12 protein-coding genes are annotated in these 20220 nt (G+C 64.2%); 4 read left to right on the forward strand and 8 right to left on the reverse strand.

Features of this window, described 5'->3' with window-relative positions; all coding sequences use genetic code 11:
- Positions 1-17 precede the first annotated feature (17 nt).
- The 3 genes from glmU to ACFB49_RS05445 all read left to right on the forward strand — a co-directional run bounded on the left by glmU (position 18) and on the right by ACFB49_RS05445 (position 3755).
- Positions 18-1382, forward strand: coding sequence for a bifunctional UDP-N-acetylglucosamine diphosphorylase/glucosamine-1-phosphate N-acetyltransferase GlmU (glmU, locus tag ACFB49_RS05435; RefSeq protein WP_380876942.1), 1365 nt, complete (start codon positions 18-20; stop codon positions 1380-1382).
- Between the two features lie 46 nt (positions 1383-1428).
- Positions 1429-3252 (forward strand): glutamine--fructose-6-phosphate transaminase (isomerizing), encoded by a 1824-nt coding sequence (glmS, locus tag ACFB49_RS05440; RefSeq protein ID WP_380876945.1) that lies wholly within the window; start codon positions 1429-1431, stop codon positions 3250-3252.
- 140 nt (positions 3253-3392) lie between these two features.
- On the forward strand, positions 3393-3755 hold the full coding sequence (locus ACFB49_RS05445; protein ID WP_380876948.1) for an EF-hand domain-containing protein: 363 nt from the start codon (positions 3393-3395) through the stop codon (positions 3753-3755).
- A 312-nt stretch (positions 3756-4067) separates the two neighbouring features.
- Here the strand turns inward: ACFB49_RS05445 and ACFB49_RS05450 are convergent, their stop codons facing one another.
- Positions 4068-4715 (reverse strand): murein L,D-transpeptidase catalytic domain family protein, encoded by a 648-nt coding sequence (locus tag ACFB49_RS05450; RefSeq protein WP_380876950.1) that lies wholly within the window; start codon positions 4713-4715, stop codon positions 4068-4070.
- A 129-nt stretch (positions 4716-4844) separates the two neighbouring features.
- On the opposite strand from ACFB49_RS05450, the gene ACFB49_RS05455 reads away from it, so the two are divergent.
- Entirely contained in the window at positions 4845-5417 is a 573-nt protein-coding gene (locus ACFB49_RS05455) for an XRE family transcriptional regulator (RefSeq protein ID WP_380876953.1), read from the forward strand.
- Between the two features lie 51 nt (positions 5418-5468).
- On the opposite strand, the gene ACFB49_RS05460 is transcribed toward ACFB49_RS05455, so the two are convergent.
- The 7 genes from ACFB49_RS05460 to cysS all read right to left on the reverse strand — a co-directional run bounded on the left by ACFB49_RS05460 (position 5469) and on the right by cysS (position 20161).
- Positions 5469-9710 (reverse strand): hypothetical protein, encoded by a 4242-nt coding sequence (locus tag ACFB49_RS05460; protein WP_380879852.1) that lies wholly within the window; start codon positions 9708-9710, stop codon positions 5469-5471.
- 5 nt (positions 9711-9715) lie between these two features.
- Positions 9716-11791: a hypothetical protein gene (locus ACFB49_RS05465; protein ID WP_380879853.1), complete on the reverse strand. Its 2076-nt coding sequence runs from the start codon at positions 11789-11791 to the stop codon at positions 9716-9718.
- 6 nt (positions 11792-11797) lie between these two features.
- Positions 11798-13816, reverse strand: a complete 2019-nt coding sequence (locus ACFB49_RS05470) for a heme-binding protein (protein WP_380876956.1) — start codon at positions 13814-13816, stop codon at positions 11798-11800.
- Positions 13816-15240, reverse strand: coding sequence for a multiheme c-type cytochrome (locus ACFB49_RS05475; protein ID WP_380876959.1), 1425 nt, complete (start codon positions 15238-15240; stop codon positions 13816-13818). Before ACFB49_RS05475 ends, ACFB49_RS05470 begins: the two co-directional genes overlap by 1 nt.
- Before the next feature lie 160 nt (positions 15241-15400).
- Positions 15401-16837, reverse strand: a complete 1437-nt coding sequence (locus ACFB49_RS05480) for an aldehyde dehydrogenase family protein (protein ID WP_380876962.1) — start codon at positions 16835-16837, stop codon at positions 15401-15403.
- Between the two features lie 14 nt (positions 16838-16851).
- On the reverse strand, positions 16852-18501 hold the full coding sequence (locus ACFB49_RS05485) for an acetolactate synthase large subunit (protein WP_380876965.1): 1650 nt from the start codon (positions 18499-18501) through the stop codon (positions 16852-16854).
- A 127-nt stretch (positions 18502-18628) separates the two neighbouring features.
- A complete protein-coding gene (gene cysS, locus ACFB49_RS05490) occupies positions 18629-20161 on the reverse strand; it encodes a cysteine--tRNA ligase (RefSeq protein ID WP_380876967.1) in 1533 nt (510 codons plus the stop codon).
- Between the last annotated feature and the right edge of the window lie 59 nt (positions 20162-20220).

Consider the following 20220-nt stretch of genomic DNA (forward strand, 5'->3'; position numbering starts at 1 on the left):
TGTGGCAGGGAGCGGCCATGATCGACACTGCCCGCGCGTCATCCCGCCCGTTCGCTGCCGTGATCCTTGCCGCCGGCAAGGGGACGCGGATGAAATCCGATCTTCACAAGGTGCTCCACCCGATCGCGGGGCGGCCGATGCTGAGCCATTTGCTGGCTTCGGTGGATGCGTTGGGGCCGGTGGCGAAGGTGGTTGTCGTCGGTGCAGGGCGGGAGCAGGTCGAGAGCCAGGTCGAGACTGAAATCGCGGTGGTGGTGCAGGAGCCGCAACTCGGCACCGGCCATGCAGTCCAACAGGCCGAGCCGGCGCTGTTGGATTTCGACGGTGACGTTCTCGTGCTCTACGGCGATGTTCCGCTGGTGCGGCCCGAGACGATGGCGCGGATGCTCGACCGGCTCGATGCGGCCGATGCGCCGGCATGCGTGGTGCTGGGTTTCCGCCCCGCCGATCCGCTGGCTTATGGCCGGATCATCGCGGACGACGGCGTGATCGCCAAGATGGTGGAATATAAGGATGCGACGCCCGAGGAACGGGCGGTAACGCTCTGCAATTCCGGCCTGATGGCGGTTCGCGCCAAGGATCTGTGGGCACTGCTCGCGCGCGTCGGCAACGACAATGCAGCGGGAGAATATTATTTGCCCGACGTGGTGATGCTGGCGTTGGCCGACAGGCGGCGTTCGGCGGTGATCGAGGCCGAGGCCTGGGAAGTCGCCGGCGTCAACAGTCGCGCCGAACTGGCTGCGGTTGAGGCCGAATGGCAGCAGCGGCGGCGTGCACTGGCGATGGCCGATGGCGCCACGCTGATTGCGCCGGAGACGGTGTGGTTCAGCCATGATACGAAGATCGGCCGTGATGTGGTTGTAGAACCGCAGGTTTTCTTCGGTCCCGGCGTCACGATCGGCGATCGCGTCAGCATCCACGGCTTTTCCCATATCGAGGGTGCGACCGTGGGCGAGGGCGCGGAGATCGGACCTTATGCCCGGCTGCGCCCTGGTGCTGACGTGGGTGAAAAGGCCAAGGTCGGCAATTTCGTCGAGATGAAGAAGGCGAAGCTCGGCAAGGGTGCAAAGGCCAACCACCTTACCTATCTGGGCGATGCCGAGGTTGGCGAGGGCGCCAATATCGGTGCGGGCACGATCACCTGCAATTATGACGGATATTTCAAATATCCGACGAAGATCGGCGCCGGCGCGTTCATCGGATCGAACAGCGCGCTGGTGGCTCCGGTGGCGATCGGCGACGGCGCGATCATCGGCGCGGGATCGGTGGTGACGCGCGACGTGCCCGCCGATGCGCTGGGCGTGGCGCGCGGGGCGCAGGAGGTGAAGCCGGGCTGGGCGGCAAGGTTCCGCGCGGCCATGGCGAAGAAGAAGGCCGGCTGACGCCGCGCCTGGTTACAATCAAGAATGCGGGGACGAGCGAGCATCTATGTGCGGCATCATCGGTATCATCGGGCGTGAAGATGTGGCGGACCGGCTGCTGGCCGGGCTGAGGCGGCTGGAGTATCGCGGCTATGACTCTTCCGGCATCGCGACGGTGCATGATGGCGTGCTCGATCGACAGCGTGCCGAGGGCAAGCTGGACAATCTGGCGAAGAAGCTGGCGGCGACGCCGCTCACTGGAACCGTCGGCATCGCCCACACCCGTTGGGCGACGCATGGCGCGCCGACCGAGGACAATGCGCATCCGCACATCGTCGGCGAGGTGACGCTGGTCCACAACGGTATCATCGAGAATTTCAAGCCTTTGCGCGACGAACTGATAGCGGAGGGACGCACCTTCGCCAGCCAGACCGATACCGAGGTGGTGGCCCATCTGGTCGACCGCGAGCTCCAGCGCGGCGTGAGCCCCGAGGAAGCCGTGAAGGTGGTGTTGCCGCGTCTGCATGGCGCGTTCGCGCTTGCCTTCCTGTTCCGCAGCCACCCCGACCTTCTGATCGGCGCCCGGCTCGGTGCGCCTCTGGTTGTCGGCTATGGCGAGGGTGAGACCTATTTGGGGTCGGATGCGCTCGCGCTGGCGCCGCTCACCCAGAAGATCGCCTATCTGGAAGAGGGCGACTGGGCGGTGCTGACTCGCGACGCCGTGACGATCCATGACCGTGACAACGAGGTGGTAAAGCGCGAGGCGACGCTTTCCGGCTTGACCGGGGCGCTGATCGACAAGGGCAATCACCGCCATTTCATGCAGAAGGAGATCTTTGAGCAGCCGGTGGTGGTGGCGCAGACGCTGGGCTCCTACCTCCGCCCGCTGGCCGGCGAAGTGGCGCTGCCGATCCCCGAATTCGATTTCGCCCAGATCCGCCGCGTCACGATCGTCGCCTGCGGGACGAGCTTTTACGCTGGCATGGTCGCAAAATACTGGTTCGAGCAGTTTGCGCGGGTTCCGGTCGATCTCGATGTCGCATCCGAATTCCGTTATCGCGAGCCGGTGCTGGAGGAAGGCGGGCTGGCCCTGTTCATTAGCCAGTCCGGGGAGACGGCGGACACGCTTGCGGCGCTGCGACACGCCCGATCTGCCGGGCAGAAGATTGCCGTTGTCGTCAATGTGCCGACGAGTTCGATGGCGCGCGAGGCGGACCTGCTGCTGCCCACCCATGCCGGGCCGGAGATCGGCGTGGCTTCGACCAAGGCCTTCACTTGCCAGTTGGCGGTGCTGGCCGCGCTGGCCGCCAATTTCGCCCGCGCCAAGGGGCGGATGAACAAGGAAGACGAGCAGGAGATCGTCCGCCATCTTGCCGAGGCACCGGCGGCGATGAACGCGGCACTCGCCCATGACCAGGATATCGAGGCGCTGGCGCCGCTGATCGCCAAGGCGCGCGACGTGCTCTATCTCGGTCGCGGGCCGGATTATCCGATGGCACTGGAAGGCGCGCTAAAACTCAAGGAAATCAGTTACATTCACGCCGAAGGTTATGCGGCGGGCGAGATGAAGCATGGGCCGATCGCCTTGATCGACGAGCATGTGCCGGTGATCGTGATCGCGCCTTCAGGGCCGCTGTTCGACAAGACCGTGTCGAACATGCAGGAGGTGCAGGCGCGCGGCGGCAAGGTGGTGCTGATTTCCGACGCGGCGGGCATCGCGGCGGCGGGCGAGGGCACTGTCGCGACGATCGAGATGCCGCTGGTCCATCCGTTGATCGCCCCACTCGTCTATGCCGTGCCGGTGCAGTTGCTGGCCTATCATGTCGCGGTCGCGAAGGGCACGGATGTCGATCAGCCGCGGAACCTCGCCAAGTCCGTCACCGTGGAGTGATCGGCGCCGGCAGGCGATTTCGCGTTCGCCGACACGAATTATAGGATATTTTGCGCTCTCCGCTGGTTGATGCGGGGTCGTGTGGAAAATCGCGCAGGGAAATGCGCGGCCTGCGACCAATCTATCGACAGGAGAGACACATGAAATATGCAGCGATCCTTGCCTGCGCCGCCCTGACCATGGCCGTTCCGGCTCTGGCTGGTGACGCGAATACCGCCGACGCCAATGGCGACGGCAAGGTCAGCAAGGCCGAATTCGATGCCTCGGCCAAGGCCGATTGGACCAAGATGGACAAGGACGGCAACGGCCAGATTTCGGCCGCCGAAGCCGGCGATCATGCGGCCAAGTGGAAATCGGCCGACACCAATGGCGATGGCCAGATTTCCGCGGACGAATATATGGCCAAGAAATCAGCCTGGTTTGCAAAGGCCGACGCCGACAAGGACGGCACGATCTCGCAGGCCGAGCATCATGCGGCGATGGCCGCGAAGAAGGGTTCCTAGGCCTGACTTTGGAAGGAGCCCGTCCCGCCAGCCGGGGCGGGTTCCTTGAGTTTTTTCTAGGCGGGGTGGGAATTTCGATGGTGATCGACCGTCGGGTTTCGGGAGGCCGTGCCGGAGCGTCTAACCTCGGCTTAGCCGGGGAAGGCGGACACGACCTTTTCGTCACCCCGGACTTACCCCGGAACAAGTCCGGGATGACGGAAACGGGGATGGATGTCTGCAAAGCCGTTGCGTCCCGACAGGCAGGAATTCGGCAGATTATGCGGATGCAGCCCCGGCAGTCGCTACCCGAATTCGTTCATGCCGCCTAATTCAGCTGAGCTTGCTGGCGTAAATCAGCGTGTTCTCGCCCAGCTTGGCCATGACTTCGGTCTTGACGCTGTCGCCGACGGCGAAACAGCCCTGGCTTCGACCCAATTTGCCGCGTGCCGTGGCGATGCCCGGTTCCGCATACCATGCGCCATGAACGACGATCGCACGGGAAAGGGCGTTGTTGTTGGTGGGGTCGAGGCCGATCAGGCGCTGCGACGGGCCGTGCTTTCCGACATAATAAGAGCTTGTCACGAACGCGCCGGAGGATGACGCGTTCGATCCGGGCTGGTTCGAAAAGCGTTCGAGCCAGCCGCTATGATCGGGGTCCGATCCGCTGCCATGGGCGACCAGATAGGAGTCGGTCTTTCCGCTGATCAGATCGACAAGGTGGAAGCGCGGTGCCGAAGAGGCGGCGTTGAAATCGACCAGCGCCAGGCGATTGCGGTTGCGGATTTCGCTGTGCCGATCCATCGCGGCGCGGGCCTGAGCCAGCAGATCCGGGGCAAGGCCGGCGGGAAGCTTCACCACAGGAGGCGTTGCCGGCATTGCGGTCTGCGCCAGCATCGAGGCGGACTCACAGGCGGTGTCGACTGCGCCCGCGAGGAGCGCGGACGATGCGAACAGAAAGCGGCGGCGATCAAGATCCATAGTGCCCGGCGCAATAGCTGCCAGGGCGGGATAAGGTCTTTGCCGGATGTCCGGATCATCGCGCAAAGTCTTGCGCGGCGCTCGACCTGCCGTCATGCCTTGACGGCGAGGGCCTTTGCGGAGGGTGGCATGCGAGACAGCGCCAGATCGCCGGTATCCAACAGCGCCTATCGGGAGGCGGTTTCACTGATCGTCCGGCGAATCCAGCAGACCCATGGCTTGAGCGACAGCCAATTGGCGGAGCGGATCTCCTGTTCGGCCGGGACGGTCAAGAATGCCCGCAACCGGGCGACCAATATGGATGCCGTGACGCTCGCCAATGTCGAGCGGGCCTTTGGGCCGGGGGCGATCGATCCCTTCCTGGCGCTGGCCGGCACGCGATCCCATCCCGTCACTTCGTCGATCGAGAAACTGCACCCGACCCTGGCGATCGTCGAGGCGCTCCACCGGATCATCGAGAAGCAGTCGCCCGACAGTGAGGGCGGGACGAAGATCACGTCGCGCGAACTGCTGTCGATCCTGAACGAATTGCGCAGCGCCCGCAGCGCGTTCGATGCGCTGATCATGATTGCGGACCCATCGCTGGACAGCGACGAGGCGCCATTCCGCCACAAGCGATTGAAGCGCGTCGCTTTGATCCATACGCAGGGAGACAGCCTCGCCCACGCAAGGATCGTCGAGGCGGACGAGGATGCGGCCTAGGCGCTGAGGGAGCGGGGCGAGAGCAAACCTGCTCCCGCCGTCTCGATTTAGTTAGCGCGCCGCCCGTCGCACCGGCAGCCAATCGGTGAAGGACGGCGTGTCGACGACCTTGTAGGGGAAGCCCTTCCGGTTGAGGAACAGCCGCTCCATCTCCGGCCGGGTGAACGGGCGCGAGCCCAAGCGGCCGAAGATGGCCATCTGGCCACCGCTTTCATCGACAGCGCGGTCGCGATCGAGGCCCTTCGACATGGCGAGCGCGGGCGAATTGGTCTTGGCCCAGGCGATCAGTTCCGGCACCGGCGCGGGCGAGAAGCCGTAGAAATTGGGCTGGCTCGCCGGCGAGGTGAGTTGCAGCACCTTCATGCCGTTCCGCCCGTCCGCGACATAAGCGAAGAGCGAGGCGTTGGTGGTGCCGACCACGACATCCTCAGCATCGTTCAGTTCGTGCGCGGTGCCGGCGAAAGTGACCTTCTGGAAGATCGCTGGCTTTTCCGGGTTCTTGATGTCGAGGATGACGAGCCCGTCCTGCTTGGCCGCGACATAGGCATAGGTGCGGGCCAGATAGATGCGCTGCGGGTTGGCGAGCGGCACCGTTGCTTCCGGGATCGGCCGGGGCAAGGCGAGGTTGGTGACATCGAACAGCAGCACGCCGTCCGCGCTCGACACCCAGAGGTAGCGGAACTGGATGGCGGACGCGCGGGCGTCGCGCACCGGTAGCACCGCCGAAAGCTTCGGGTTCAGCGGATCGTCGATATTGACCACGACCAGGCCGGCATCGGCGGTGATATAAGCGTAATGGCCGCCGAGCGTGATGTGGCGGGCGCCCTTCAGCACCCCATTCTCGTTCCACACCGCATCGCGCTTGAAGAAGTTGTTGCGCGGCTCGCCATCGGCCAGCGTGTCGACATTGACGACGATCAGGCCCTCCACCGCATCCGTCACGAAGGCATAGTGATAGATCGGGTGGAAGGGCTGTTCCTGGTTGAGCTTGCGCAGCTCCTCGGTGTTCCGGGTCGGCGCGATCGCCTGCATCGTCGGGATCGCCATGCAGGTGGCATTGGGCGACTTGATCTGGAGATCCTGGCCGAGCGGCGAGACCGGCGCGCGGATGATCCGTTCGGAGAAGCCCTTGTTGGCGATCGAGGCGACGTCATAGGCCTCGAACCCGCCCTTGCCCTGTGCCACGAACATATATTCGCCGCGGAGCTGGAGGCAGCGGACGCCATCCGAGGTGCCCTGGTGGGTGTTGGCGAACTCCTCCATGGCGTGGGTCTCGCCCGACAATTTCTTGTCGAAGCGCTTGCCGCGGCGCCATTCGATCAGTTCGCGGCCATGATCCTGATGCGCCTTCCAGTAATCGGGATAGGCATATTTGTGGAGGTAGGAGCCGATCACCGCCTGCGGCTCGTCCCACTCCGTCACGCGGATCGCCTGGAAGCCGCCTTCGAGGCCCGTCCATGCGTTCATGCCGACGAAATTGACGAAGTTGGTGCCGAGCAGCAGCGTCTGCGTCATGATCGCATTATTGTCGTTCGCGGCCGACAAATGGCAGTCGGTGCAGGTCTTCGTCTCATTCTTGCGCACGGTGTGCGGGAAGTGCGGGGCGAAGGCCTGGGACGAGAAGCCGATCGCCGAGATCGGCGGCTGCTGGATATAGATCCGCTCGCGATTGATGTTGGTCGACGACAGCACCAGCGCGGAGGTCGACCGGACCGGCGCGATCTGGTTGCCCTTGGTGGTCTGGTGGCGGCCGAGCTGGAACATCTCGTCGCGCGCGACCTGCGGGTTGTAGGTAGCGAAGTTGCGCGTCTCGATGCCATCATATTTGTGGCTGCTGGTCTTCCAGTTCGCCTCGATCGGCAAATGGCAGCCACCGCACGATGTCGTCCAGGACAGGTGGCACGTGAAGCAGGCCATGTCCGGGTCCTTGTGCGCGCGATCCTCCATCGCGACGCCGGGGCCGAAAGCATATTTGCCGGTTTCGGCACCTTCCTTCGACATCAGCTTGGCGCGCGCGGCCTTCAGGTTGAAATGCGGATTGCCCTCGGTCACCGCATCCTTGACGAGGCTGACTTCCCATTCGAGCTTGGGATCGACGATCGAGCGCTGGATGAGGACGCGCTGGCCGCCTTTCTCCACCCACTCGAAGCGGCGCTTGCCATCCCAATTGCGGAGCAGCGACAGATTATTGCCGCCCGGCCGCGCGGCGGGGCCAGAGGTGAGCAGGGTCGGATAGGCGTCGGCGGTGCCGTGGCAATCCTTGCAGCCGATTTCGATCGCGTTGGCGACCTCGCCATAGATCAGGCCGTTGCCGTGGCTGTCCTGCGCGAAGTGGCAATCGGCGCACTGCAGGCCCTTTTCGGCGTGGATATCCATCATGTGGATCGCCTTGCCGGGCTGTTCGCCGACATCGGCGAAGAGCTTCTTGGCCTTGAGATCGAGATCCGGATCGGACGGATCGACGACATTGCCATGTTCGTCGACGAACTGGCCGCCCGCATTCTTGCGGTAGAGGCGGAATTTCTCCGGATCGTCCGACTTGACGATGTTACCGGAGGCGTCGAGCAGATTGCCTTCGCGATCGCGCTTGAAGATGGCGCGGAAGTTCCAGCCATGGCCGTGATAATCGGCGAACTGGGTGTCCTTCGCCCGCAAATTCACATTGTCATAGACGTTGCGGAGGAAATCGACGTCCGCCCACAGGCCGCGGGGAGACGCGCCCTCCGGGTTGCGATCGAGCACCGCGTGAACCTCGGCCGCGGTCGGATATTTCTGCTTCTTGTAATAGTCGGCGGGCTTGCCGTGCGGAGGCGGCAGCGGGTTTTCCGGGTTCGGCCACATCAGGGGCGCGTCGGACTCATAGTCCCACATCGTGTAGCCGAGATAGGAGTTCAGGAAGATGTTGGGCTGGTGCATGTGGCAGTTCATGCACTGCGCCGTCGGGATCGCGCGTGTGAAGGCGTGCTGGATGGGGTGACCCTTCTCCTTGGCACCGGTGCCGATCGGATGCGGCACGCTGTCCGCGCCGCCGCCCTTGTTCGCCTTGGTCTTGAGCGCGCTGTGGTCCTCGCCATGTTCGGCCGCCTTGGCATCGCCATGACCGCCGCCATGGCCGTCATCGCCATGCTCGGGCTCGAGCTTGTTGGCGATCGTCGGATCGACCGTCGCGGTCTGGCCGTCGCGGCCATATTTCGCCCAGGTCAGGCTGTGGCGCGGCTCGCGATCATTGGCATAGACCACGTGGCAGCCCGCGCAGCCCGAGTTGCGATAATCGCCCGGCTGATCGTTGGTGCCCATGAACCACATGAACGGATCGTTGAGACGCGTCTTGTGGATGTTGAGCACCGGGATCGCCACGCGCAGACCCGTGCCGGGGCCGCGGTTCGACTGGCGAAGATCGGGGCGGCCGGGCTCCTCGAGCCGCTGGATGGTGCCGCCGATATTGGGCAGGCCGATTTCCGGGAATTGCGTGCCGATATTGCGGCCGCCGCGTTCGAACACGCGGAAGATGTCGCCCGGCGGGATGACGTGCCAGGTCGGCAGCGGATACATGGTGGCGATCGCGCCGCGCTTGGCCTCGGCCTCCGTCACGGTGCCGGGGGGCGAGCCGGGCGACTTGATCTGCGCGGGCTGGCCGTCGCGCGTATAAGCCTCCCCAAACATGTAATTCTTGTAGGGGACGATGCCGTTATTATAGGCGCCGCCGCCCCACAGCATCGCGCCCGTCGCCATCAGCGAGCGTTCGGCCGCCTCAATGACTTCCATGTGGCAGGCGCCGCACGCCTCACGCGCGACGCGATAGTCGGACGGGTTGACGAAGCGCACATATTCCGGCGCTTCGCGGTTGAGGAGCGTGTAGCTGCGCTTGGGATTGGCCGAGGAGGGCCAGTGCCAGCTCTCCGGATAACGGGGCAGGACGTGCGCCTTGTCGCGCGCGGCGACATACTCGGGCGCATTGTGCGGCAGCGCCGCATTGCCCATCACCGTCGCATCGCCGCCATGGCAATCGACGCAGCCGAGCACGACGGCGGGCGAGCGGTGCATCGTCTTCTGATCGCTGGCGGTGTGGCAGGAGACGCAGCCCGCGCTCTTGCTGTCCGCTTCCGGCCAGCCCTGGTTCTGCGGGGCCGGGGGCGTGAAGGCATATTTGATGTTGCGGGGCTTTTCGCCTTCAGAGGCGAGGCCCTGGGCGGCGCCGAAGAGGCCGACGGCCGCGGCGAGCGCGAGTGCCCCCAGGCCGATGCGGTTCAGGCCCATGCGGTTTGACGCGCGCGTCAGGATGTTCGCCCCCATGCCCATCAGAATGTCAAAATCGCGTTGAACAGGACGGAATAATAACGGTTGTCGCCCTGATTGTTGGTGACGAGATCGGAAAAGCCCTTGCCCGGATCGAGGATTGCGCCCGACAGGCGGAACACCGCATTCTGCACCGCTGCCGGGCGCCAGATCGCGGCCAGTGAATAATCGAACCCGATCTCTTTCGGGATGCTGCCTTCGATGCGCAGCGCGCGCAGTGTCGCGGTATTCTCGAACCAGAGATGGTTGACGTTGGCCGAGACGCGGAATTGCGGGGTCAGATCGAAATCGCCGCCGACGCCGAGCAGCATCGTGCCCGGATTGTTGAAATTCGACTGGCCCTGTTCCTTGGACGAGCGCAGCGAATTGAGGATGCCGTTGCGCCCCTGGATGCCGATGACGCGGCCGCCACCCGCGAAGGGAATGGTCTGGCGAATCCAGTAGCTGGTGTCCGCGCCGGCAAAGAGCGGATTTTCGAAGATCGCGTCGAAGCCGGTTTCCTTATTGTCATAAGGATCGCCATCGCCCGAGGCGTAGAGACCGGACAGGCGGAAGCGCATCCAATCATAATCATAGCTAAGCTCTGCCGCGCCGAAGAAGGCACGGATGTCCGCTGGCTTGTCGGTGAAGATGCTGTTCCGATCCTCGCCGAGCGCGCCATAGAGCGAGGCCGAGACGTTGATGCGGCCGATGCGCCCATCGGCCGAATAGCCGAGATAGCTGACATCATAATGGCGGGGGCGAAGCGTGCCGAGCAGGGCCGGGCGCACCGGGAAGCCGTTATCGTCGATCTCCAGCTCGTCTTCGCGATTGATGTTGAGCGTCGCGCTGACCTGGCTGGTGATGCCGGGCAGGGGGAAATCCTGCCGGAAGGCATTGGCGTAGAAGATATAATCCTGGCGCGGCGAATCGATCAGGCTGTTCAGGCCGGAATTTGTGTCTTTCTCCAGCCGCCAGATTGCGCCGATATTATATTGGAAGCGGTTATTATCGCGGTTGCCGAAGAAGCGGACACCGAGCTGGTTGTCCTGGAACAGGAAGCCGCGAAAATCGAAGTTGAAGGGCTGCACGCCGACGCGGACGGAATCGAAATCGAACCGGTCCGATACGTTGCGGAAGTGATAGTCGATGAAGAGTTCCTGGACGCCCAGGAAGGAATCGAGACGATCGCTCTTCTTCGACGGCTTGACGTTGAGGACGCGGCGCTCGCCGACATTCACATAGTTGATATTGTAAGCGAAAATCGCCCGATATTCGACGTTCGGCGGCTTGTAAGCGGTCGAGCCCTTGACGAGCGATGCGCCGAAAATGAAGGTCTGCGACGCGACGATGCTCTCGGTGCGACCGAACACGTCATTATTGTTCGGATGATCGTTGAGTTGGCGGTTGATCGGCTGCGGGAAGGAGCGCGGCTCGACCACCGTGTCCGAAATGCCGTTGACCACGAAGAACCAGTCATCGCCGGTGATCGGCAGCCATTTGGGCTTCGACTTCAAGTCGATAGGACGATCGCCCTTCAGGAAATTCTGATTATATGGGTCGAAGATCGACTTACAAGTAACTTGAACACCAGGAAAATTCTTGTCTGGGCAGAGCGCCTGCACAAGCCGCCAGCGATCGGGAACGGGGAACTGATCGACCGGAAAGGCTTCCGGCGGCGGTGGGCGGACCGCGCCTTCATTTTCCTGGACGATCGCTTCGGGCAGCTTTTCCTGGATGCCGGGGCGGCGGCGACCGTCGATCAGCGCGTCTTCGGCATTGATGCCGGCCTGCGCATCGAGCGCCGCCTTGTCCTGCGGCGTCAGCACCAAAGTCTCGGGCTTGGCGGCATCGGTGGGCGGCGGTTCCGTGGCAGCAGCTTCCGGCGTCGGGGCCGACGGATCTTCCGCCACCGGCGCGGGCGCGTCCGCGCCGGGCGCCGTTTCCACCATCGCCTGGGTCAGTTCGAGCACGGGCTCGGTCTGCTTGACCTCCGCCGGGCCATTGTCCCCGCCCGACGCATCGACAGGCGGCAGCGTCGGCGGGTTGGCACCGGCCATCACCGCGGCAAACTGAACGAGCGAGGCGGAGATCAGCACCACCGGCTATTTCCCCTGGCAGACATTCTGGTCCTGGCTGCCCAGGAAAGGTGCGAACGGGCACTGGACATAAGGCAGGAAGCCGCCGCCGGTGGACGGGAAGGGTATGGCGCTGGCGCGTGCGGCGGGCAGCGCGTTGCCGATGCCGCCGACCCGCAGGCCGGCATTATGCGTGCCCAGGAACGAGATCATGTCGTCCTGGTCGATACCGTCGCCCGAAATGCCGACCGCGCCGACCAGCACATTGCCGCGGTAGATCGGCACGCCGCCGGGGAAGATCTGGATGCCGTTCTGCAACCGGTTCTGGCTGGGCCCGTGATCGGGCAGGAAGGTGCAGCGCTGGGCGGTGTCGGTGCCCGACTGACCCGTCACGAACAGGACATGCTGGGCGAGATTGGTGAAGATCAACGCCGTCTGCAAGCCGGTTGAGAAGGGGCTGTAATTGCCGATCGGCTGCGAGAAGGGGCCGTTCGGCTTGGCGACCTCTCCATCCGGGAAATAGGGGCGGGTAAGGAGGCCGAACCAGCGCGCGGAGATGGCGGACTTGCCCGTCAGCGCGGTCGGATCATTGAGGAAGGTCCGCGCGGCGCCGACATAGGAGCGGACATCGGTGACGTTGGGCGCTACCGCCGGCGAGATCGGGCCGGGTTCGGCCAGCAGATCGGCGCCGGCCTGCGCATTGGAGAAGAAGGCGGCGGTGCGGGCCTTCTGCACCGACACGTCCGAACCGAAGATCGGCGCATCCGGCGAGCGGACGATGCCGAGGATCGAACCGCGCGTATCGACTACCGAGAGCGAGACCTGGGCGCGGCTGTCATCGGGCTTGCGGATCTGGGCGCGGGCGCGCGTCATGATCTGGAAGGCTTCTTCCAGCACCGCGCGCACCTCGGCCGCGGTGAGCGGCTGGGCGACGTCGCCGGCATCGGTGGCGGCCTTGATCGGATAGCGTAATCCACCGGCGCCATCGGTGAAGACGAAGGCGTCGGGGTTGCTGAACTCGCTCGTCGTCGACTTGCGGATGCCCGACGCTTCCGCGCCATAGGGCGTGCCGGCGATGATCGTGCCGTTGGTGTAGCCAGTCACCGCGGTCAGCGATCCGATGGCGGGGACGTTGAGCGACGCGAAGGAGCGGGCGGTGCCGGTGAACTGCAGCCCTGCCGCCAGCGCGTCCGAGAATTTCAGGAGCGTGCCGTCGACGCTGATCCGGGTGAAGCGACCGCTGAGTAGCGTCGCGGGCGGGGCGAAGCCGGTGCTTGCCGCCAGCGCGATGAATTCGTCCGGGTCGGCGTCGATATCCTGATAGTTGGGATCATAGCTGTAGAGACTGTCGGACATGACGCCGATGCCGCCCACCAGCACGCCATTCTTGTAGAGCGGAATGCCGCCGGGATCGGCGGCGAGGCCCAGCGGCGACCGCTTCGGCCCGATCATCGCATTCGCGCCGGCAGCACCGGTGAAGCGCGACGAGAAATCGGAACAGGGAAGCTGGCTGAACTGCACGCCAAACAGCGGGCCGCTTTCCAGCCCGATCGTCGCCGGCGAGACCGGGAAATGCTCCTGAACGATGTCGCTGGCCGTGCGGGTCGAAAAGGCATTGCCACCCGACGAGAGATAGGCGCCGGTGACGGCCTTGGCGATCGCGCCCGCCGCGATGGCATTGGCGAAGGTGCGGTCCTCGACATCGGTCTGCGCGACGGTGCGGCCGCCGGGCGGGGATTTGATCTGGAGGCTCGTCGGTGCGCCGGCCATGGAATAGACCGCGAGCACATTGCCGACGCGATCGACGACCGAGATCACAGCCGGCTTGCCGCGCGCCGCGGCTTCCTCGATCGCGCGCGCCAATATCCCTTCGACGTCGGCCGTCGTCAGCGCTTCCTGCGCCGGCACGTCATAATTTGTCGTCGGGGTGGGCGTCGGCGTGGGGGTAGGTGTCGGGGTGGGCGTGCTGCTGCCACCGCCGCCGCCACAGGCGGAAACGAGCAGCGAGGCGCCGCCGAGGAACGCGGTTACACGGCTACGAAGCATCAGCGAAGGGCCCTTATCGCACCGGCAGCCCGGCCAAGCGCGGCGCGGAATTCGAGGGGACGGTAAGCATTGGGATCGCGCACCGCCGCATAAGCGCGGTTGATGTCGCCGCGGATGGCGGTGGCCGAGCCCGCACCCACCTGGCCGGAATTGACGAGCGCGTTGAGCAACGTGTCCGTCGCCATCACCGCCTGCACGCTGCCTTCATAATCGGTGTAGCGCGCGGCGATCGCATTGGAGGTGACCGCATCGACGATCGCGAAGGTCTGCGCGCGGGTGAATTCGGTGCCGGCGAAGCTGTTGGCCAGTGCCTCGGCGGTGGCGCGGAGTTTCGCGGCGGCGCGGATGGCCGAGGCGCGATCGGTGGCGAGCGCGGCGTGGAAGGCGCGGCTCTCGGCATCGAGCCGGCCGGCGAGCGAGGGCGCTGCCGCCCGCGCCGCGGCGCTCAGCATGATCATGTTCTCGTCGTTGAAGGCGGGCATGCCGGACGGGATCGGGCGGCCCGGATTGGGCGTCCAGGTCGCGCGGAAATTCGCCTCGTCCGAAATCTGGCGATGGCAGGTGTGGCAATCGAAGAAATAGAATTCGGGGAAGATGCCGTCCTGGCCGATCTTGGCGTTGGAATAGAGCGACAGCGCGCGCTGGAGCGCCGCGGCCTGGCCGACCGCCCACATCCGGACATTGCTGACCTTGCCCTTGCGGCGGACATAATCGGCGTCTTCGTCATGATGCTGCTGGAGCGTCGAGAAGAGGTCGAGCTCGAACGACACGCGCGGGTGGCCGGCGGCCATGATGCGGTGATTGACGAACTGGCCGGGGCGGTCGCTGCCGAAATGGCAATCGAGGCATTTTTCGGCGCGCGCGCGTGGGTTGGTCAGCGGATAGAGGCCAGCCGCGACATTGCCCTGATGGGTCGCGCCGACGGCATAATGGCTCGAAATCCAGTTGGACGAGCCGCCATGGCAGGCTTCACAGCCGACGCCGTCGCCGATCTGGAAGCGCGGGCCGGTCTGGCCGGCAGCGGCGGGATCGGCATGGCAGCCGAGGCACATCGGGGCGCTCGTCGCCGAGCCGAGGCCGAGCCGCTGCGCGATCGCCTGGCTGCGCGGTTCGGAAAGGATGCGATAGGCGCGGCTGTGCGCGCCCGAGGGGGAGGATTCTTCCTGCCAGCGCATGAGTTCGTCCTGGCGGACGACGGTGCCGTCATTCTCGCTGCGGCCGTGGCAGGTGGAGCCCGAACAGGACGCCACGCCAAGATGCATGGCCGCGCTCGATCGCGATGAGGTGGATGCCACTGCGGGCGCACTGACGCCGGCTCCGCCGATCCCCAGCACGAGCAGGGCAAATACCGCTACAACCAGTGCAGCAAGCCCAAGCGTGCTCACCAGCCAAGCAGATCTGCCCGCCAACGTTCCCCCTGACATGGCGCTCCCTCGCCGGCCTCCTGGCCGGATCGCTGTTCTACCCCTTGTGACGCGACCTTTATTATTTGCCCGTATTTATGTTCGTTATTGCCAATCTAGGCAAGTCGCCAATGCGACAAATCTGCGATTTCCTTCGACAATGATAGCACTTGGCCGCAGATCAGGGCGCGCGGCGACGGATCACCAGATTGCGGATCTCGGTCATGTCCTCCATCGCGAAGCGAATCCCTTCGCGGCCCAGCCCGGAATCCTTGACGCCGCCATAAGGCATATTGTCGACGCGATAGCTCGGCACATCGTTGACGACTACGCCGCCGACATCGAGCCGATCCCACGCATCGAGCACCTTGAAGATATCGCGCGTGAAAACACCGGCTTGCAGCCCGAACTTGCTGTCGTTGACGATGTGGACGGCCTCTTCCCACTCGGAGAAGCGGATCAGGAAGGCGACGGGGCCGAAGGCTTCCTCCACATTGAGCTTGGTTTCGCGCGCCACGCCTTCGAGCAAAGTCGCTTCGAGCATCGCGCCATCGCGCTTGCCGCCGCACAGCAGGGTCGCGCCCTTGGCGGTGGCTTCCTGAATCCAGTTATCGAGCCGGGTCGCTTCCTTCACGTCGATCATCGGGCCGACGAAGGTATCCTCGTCATGCGGGTTGCCGGCGATCAAGGTCTTTGTCTTTGCCACTAACTTGTCGCGGAACGCCTCATAGACCTTGTCGTGGACAAGGATGCGCTGGACGCCGATGCACGACTGGCCGGACTGGTAGAAGGCACCGAACACGGTGCGATCCACCGCATCGTCGAGGTCGGCGTCGGCATCAATGATGACCGCGGCATTGCCGCCGAGTTCCAGCACCACCTTCTTCTTGCCGGCGCGCGCCTTCAGATCCCAGCCCACGTCGGGCGATCCGGTGAAGGAGAGCAGTTTCAGGCGATCGTCGGTGGTGAACAGGTCCGCGCCGTCGCGACTTGCCGGGAGCACCGAGAAAGCGCCCTTGGGGAGATTGGTCTCCGCCAGCACCTCGCCCATGATGATCGCGCCAAGCGGCGTGCGGCTCGCCGGCTTCATCACGAAGGGGCAGCCGACCGCGATGGCAGGCGCCACCTTGTGCGCGGCCAGGTTGAGCGGGAAGTTGAAGGGCGAGATGAAGGAGCAGGGGCCGATCGGCACGCGCTTCCAGATGCCCTGATAGCCCCGCGCGCGGGGCGAAATGTCGAGCGGCTGGACCTCGCCGGTCATCCGCACGCTTTCCTCGGCGGCGATGCGGAAGGTGTCGATCAGACGGCCGACCTCGCCGCGGCTGTCCTTGATCGGCTTGCCAGCCTCTATGCAGAGCGCGAAAGCCAGTTCGTCGGCCCGCTCCTTGAAGCGATCGACGCAATGCTGGAGCACTGCCTGCCGCTCATAGGACGCCATCTGCGCCATCGGCTCGGTCGCTGCGGTGGCAGCCGCAATGCCTGCTTCGATCGTCTTGGCATCGGCCAACGCCACACGGGTTGCGACCTCGCCGGTGAACTTGTCGGTCACGGCAAGGTCGGTGTTGGGCTGCTGCGCCTCGTTGGCGAGGTAGAGCGGGTAGGTCGGCTTCAACTGCATCACGCGCCTCGCAATCAGAACTTCTTGCTCAGTTCCTTGATGTCCTTGTTCAGGATCTGATCGTTCTCCGAATAATCCACCGGGCAATCGATCAGGTGGACGCCGGGCGTGTCGAGGCATTCCTTGAGCAGTTTCGGCAGATGGTCTGCGCTTTCGACGCGGTGGCCCTTGGCGCCATAGGCTTCGGCATATTTCACGAAATCGGGGTTGCCGTAGGTGAGGCCCCAATCCTCGAAGCCCATATTCGCCTGCTTCCAGCGGATCATGCCGTAGCTGCCGTCGTTGAGGATCAGCACGGTGATGTTGAGGCCCAAGCGGACCGCGGTTTCCATCTCCTGGCTGTTCATCATGAAGCCGCCGTCGCCGCAGATCGCCATCACCTTGCGATCGGGATAGACCATCGCCGATGCCATGGCAGACGGCAGGCCTGCACCCATCGTGGCGAGCGCATTGTCGAGCAGCACGGTGTTGGGCTGGCGCGCGCAATAATTGCGGGCGAACCAGATCTTGTAGACGCCATTGTCGAGGCAGATGATGCCGTCCGCCGGCATCGCATCGCGGATCTGTTTCACCAGGAAAGGCGGGAAGATCGGGAAGCGGGCATCGTTCTCGATCGAATGGGTATGGTCGAGCTCCGCCTTGCGCGCCTTGAGCATCGCATCGAAGTTCCAGTTGCCCGACGGCACGATGTCATTCTTCATCTGCCAGAAGGCGTTGGCGATGTCGCCGATCACCTCGATCTGCGGGAAGTAGACGGGATCGACCTCGGCCGAGCGGGTCGAGACGTGGATCACTTGCGTTCCGCCATTCTGCATGAAGAAAGGCGGCTTTTCGATCACGTCATGGCCGACATTGACGATGAGGTCCGCGGCCTCGACCGCACGATGGACGAAATCGCCCGCCGATAGCGCCGCGCAGCCCAGGAATAGCGGGTGGTTCTCGTCGATCACGCCCTTGCCGAGTTGGGTGGTGAGGAAGGGAATGCCGGTCTTTTCGATGAACTGGAGGAGCATGCGACCGGTGAGCTTGCGGTTGGCGCCCGCGCCGATGACGAGGATCGGCGCCTTGGCCTTTTCGATCTTCTCGACCGCGGCACGCACCGCCTTCGGCTCGGCGGAGGGGCGGCGGGCGAGGCTCGGCTTCAGCGGCTTGCTGTCGGTATGCTCGTCGGCGACATCCTCGGGGAATTCGAGATGGGTGGCACCGGGTTTCTCCTCTTCGGCGAGGCGGATCGCCTCGCGGATGCGGCTCGGGATATTGTCGGCGCTGGCGAGCTGATGGGTATATTTGGTGATCGGGCTCATCATCGACACGACGTCGAGGATCTGGAACCGGCCCTGCTTGGATTTCTTGATCGGCTTCTGCCCGGTCACCATCAGGATCGGCATGCCGCCAAGCTGAGCATAGGCCGCGGCGGTGACAAAATTGGTCGCGCCCGGCCCGAGCGTCGCCATGCAGACGCCGGTCTTGCCGGTGTGACGGCCATAGGTGGCGGCCATGAAGCCCGCGCCTTGCTCATGCCTCGTCAGGATCAGCTTGATCTTCTTGGATCGGCTGAGGCTGTCCAGCATGTCGAGATTTTCTTCGCCCGGAACGCCGAAGATATATTCGACGCCTTCCTCTTCCAGGCATTGGATGAAAAGATCGGACGCCTTCGTAGCCATGTCGCATTCCCCCAACTGGAGGCGACGGCCTTGTGCCGCTAACCTCCGAATTCCGGACTAATATACGCGACCATTTATGTTTTCGTTGCACTTGCTACGGCATTTGCGGGCCGCGGCATAGGCGAAACTAGCTTAGCGAGACCCGCCATTCCCAGCGCAGCGGATCGCCATCCATCAGTTCGACACCCTGTGTCGCCAGCGCGTCGCGGATGGCATCGGACTTGGCAAAATCCTTCTCCGCGCGCGCGGCCTGGCGATCGGCGAGCTGGACCTCGATATCGGCATCCTCGATCGCGATATCGGCGGGCCGAACGCGCAGATCTTCCCGCGCGAGCGTCAGCAGACCGAGGCCGAGGACGAGATCGAAGGTTGCGACGAGGCGCAGGCGGACGTCCGCCGACCAGGCCTTCTTCGCCACTGCTTCCTCAAGGATCGGCAGCGCCTGGGGGATCATCAGATCGGCGGAGATCGCCTCGTCAAAGCGGGCGACGAGCGCGGTCGCGTCGGGGGGCAGGCCATCCTCGATCACGCTGCGCTGATAAGCGAGCGAAGCGCCCTTGGTCATCGCCGCATCGGTCACGACGCGCGCCCACGGCAGTTCGCCGGCTTTGTCGCGAAGCTGCGCAACCGAGATCAGCAGGCGTTTTAGCCGGGTGAGCGCCGCGCCCAGATTTTCAGGCGAGAATTCCAGTTCCGAGCGGTAATGCGCCGACAGGCAGAGCAGGCGGTAGGCGAGGGGATGGACGCCGCGATCGACCAGCGATTGCAGGGTCGCGAAGCCGCCCTTGGACTTCGACATCTTGCCGCCGCGATCGACCAGAAAATTATTGTGCATCCAGATGTTGGCGCCGGTCTTTGAGGTTCCGGTGAAAGCCTGATTCTGGGCGATCTCATTGCAATGATGGATCTCGCGATGGTCGATGCCGCCGGTGTGGATGTCGAACTGCTCGCCGAGATATTTCATGCTCATCACCGAGCATTCGAGATGCCAGCCCGGCGCGCCGACGCCCCAGGGGGATGCCCATTCCATCTGGCGGGTGCTGTCGTCCGGCGACTTGCGCCAGATCGCGAAATCGGCCGAGTTGCGCTTGCCTTCCACCGTTTCGATGCGGCCCACCACCTCATCCGGTCGTGCGCCGGCCAAGTGGCCATAATCGGGCACCTTGGTGACGTCGAAATAGAGGCCCGAGTCGAGCTCATAGGTCGCGCCCGCATCGTCGATGCGGCGGCCGAAGGCGATCATGTCCTGGATATGATCGGTGGCGACGCTCCAGATCGTCGGCGAAAGGATGCCGAGCCGGGCGATGTCGTTCTTGAAGGCGTCGGTATAGAAAGCGGCGACTTCCCAGATCGTCCGGGCCGCGGCCTTCGCCGCCAGTTCCATCTTGTCGTCACCTTCATCGGCATCGGAGGTCAGATGGCCGACATCGGTGATGTTGATGACATGGGTGGCGTTCCAGCCCTTCCAGTTAATCACTCGACGCAGCGTATCGGTGAACACATAGGCCCGCAGATTGCCGAGATGGGCGAAATTATAGACGGTCGGCCCGCACGAATAGATTTTCGCCATCGCCGGATCGATCGGCGCGAACGTCTCGGTCGCGCGCGTCACGCTGTTGAACAGGACCAGCGGCTGGCCGGCGGGGGCGGAATGCGACATCGAACGGATCACCCGGAAAGCTTGAGCCCGTGAAGGGGGAAGGGCGCTCCTAACCTATC

This window comes from Sphingomonas sp. DBB INV C78, assembly GCF_042693015.1.
Taxonomy (GTDB): Bacteria; Pseudomonadota; Alphaproteobacteria; order Sphingomonadales; family Sphingomonadaceae; genus Sphingomonas_E.

Bases quoted from the DNA above. Each gene is read 5' to 3' on its own strand.
- ACFB49_RS05470 (WP_380876956.1), bottom strand. From the start codon at position 13,816: ATGCTTCGTAGCCGTGTAACCGCGTTCCTCGGCGGCGCCTCGCTGCTC.
- ACFB49_RS05450 (WP_380876950.1), bottom strand. From the start codon at position 4,715: ATGGATCTTGATCGCCGCCGCTTTCTGTTCGCATCGTCCGCGCTCCTC.
- ACFB49_RS05480 (WP_380876962.1), bottom strand. From the start codon at position 16,837: ATGCAGTTGAAGCCGACCTACCCGCTCTACCTCGCCAACGAGGCGCAG.
- ACFB49_RS05460 (WP_380879852.1), bottom strand. From the start codon at position 9,710: ATGGGGGCGAACATCCTGACGCGCGCGTCAAACCGCATGGGCCTGAAC.
- glmU (WP_380876942.1), top strand. From the start codon at position 18: ATGATCGACACTGCCCGCGCGTCATCCCGCCCGTTCGCTGCCGTGATC.
- ACFB49_RS05475 (WP_380876959.1), bottom strand. From the start codon at position 15,240: ATGTCAGGGGGAACGTTGGCGGGCAGATCTGCTTGGCTGGTGAGCACG.
- cysS (WP_380876967.1), bottom strand. From the start codon at position 20,161: ATGTCGCATTCCGCCCCCGCCGGCCAGCCGCTGGTCCTGTTCAACAGC.
- glmS (WP_380876945.1), top strand. From the start codon at position 1,429: ATGTGCGGCATCATCGGTATCATCGGGCGTGAAGATGTGGCGGACCGG.
- ACFB49_RS05485 (WP_380876965.1), bottom strand. From the start codon at position 18,501: ATGGCTACGAAGGCGTCCGATCTTTTCATCCAATGCCTGGAAGAGGAA.
- ACFB49_RS05445 (WP_380876948.1), top strand. From the start codon at position 3,393: ATGAAATATGCAGCGATCCTTGCCTGCGCCGCCCTGACCATGGCCGTT.
- ACFB49_RS05455 (WP_380876953.1), top strand. From the start codon at position 4,845: ATGCGAGACAGCGCCAGATCGCCGGTATCCAACAGCGCCTATCGGGAG.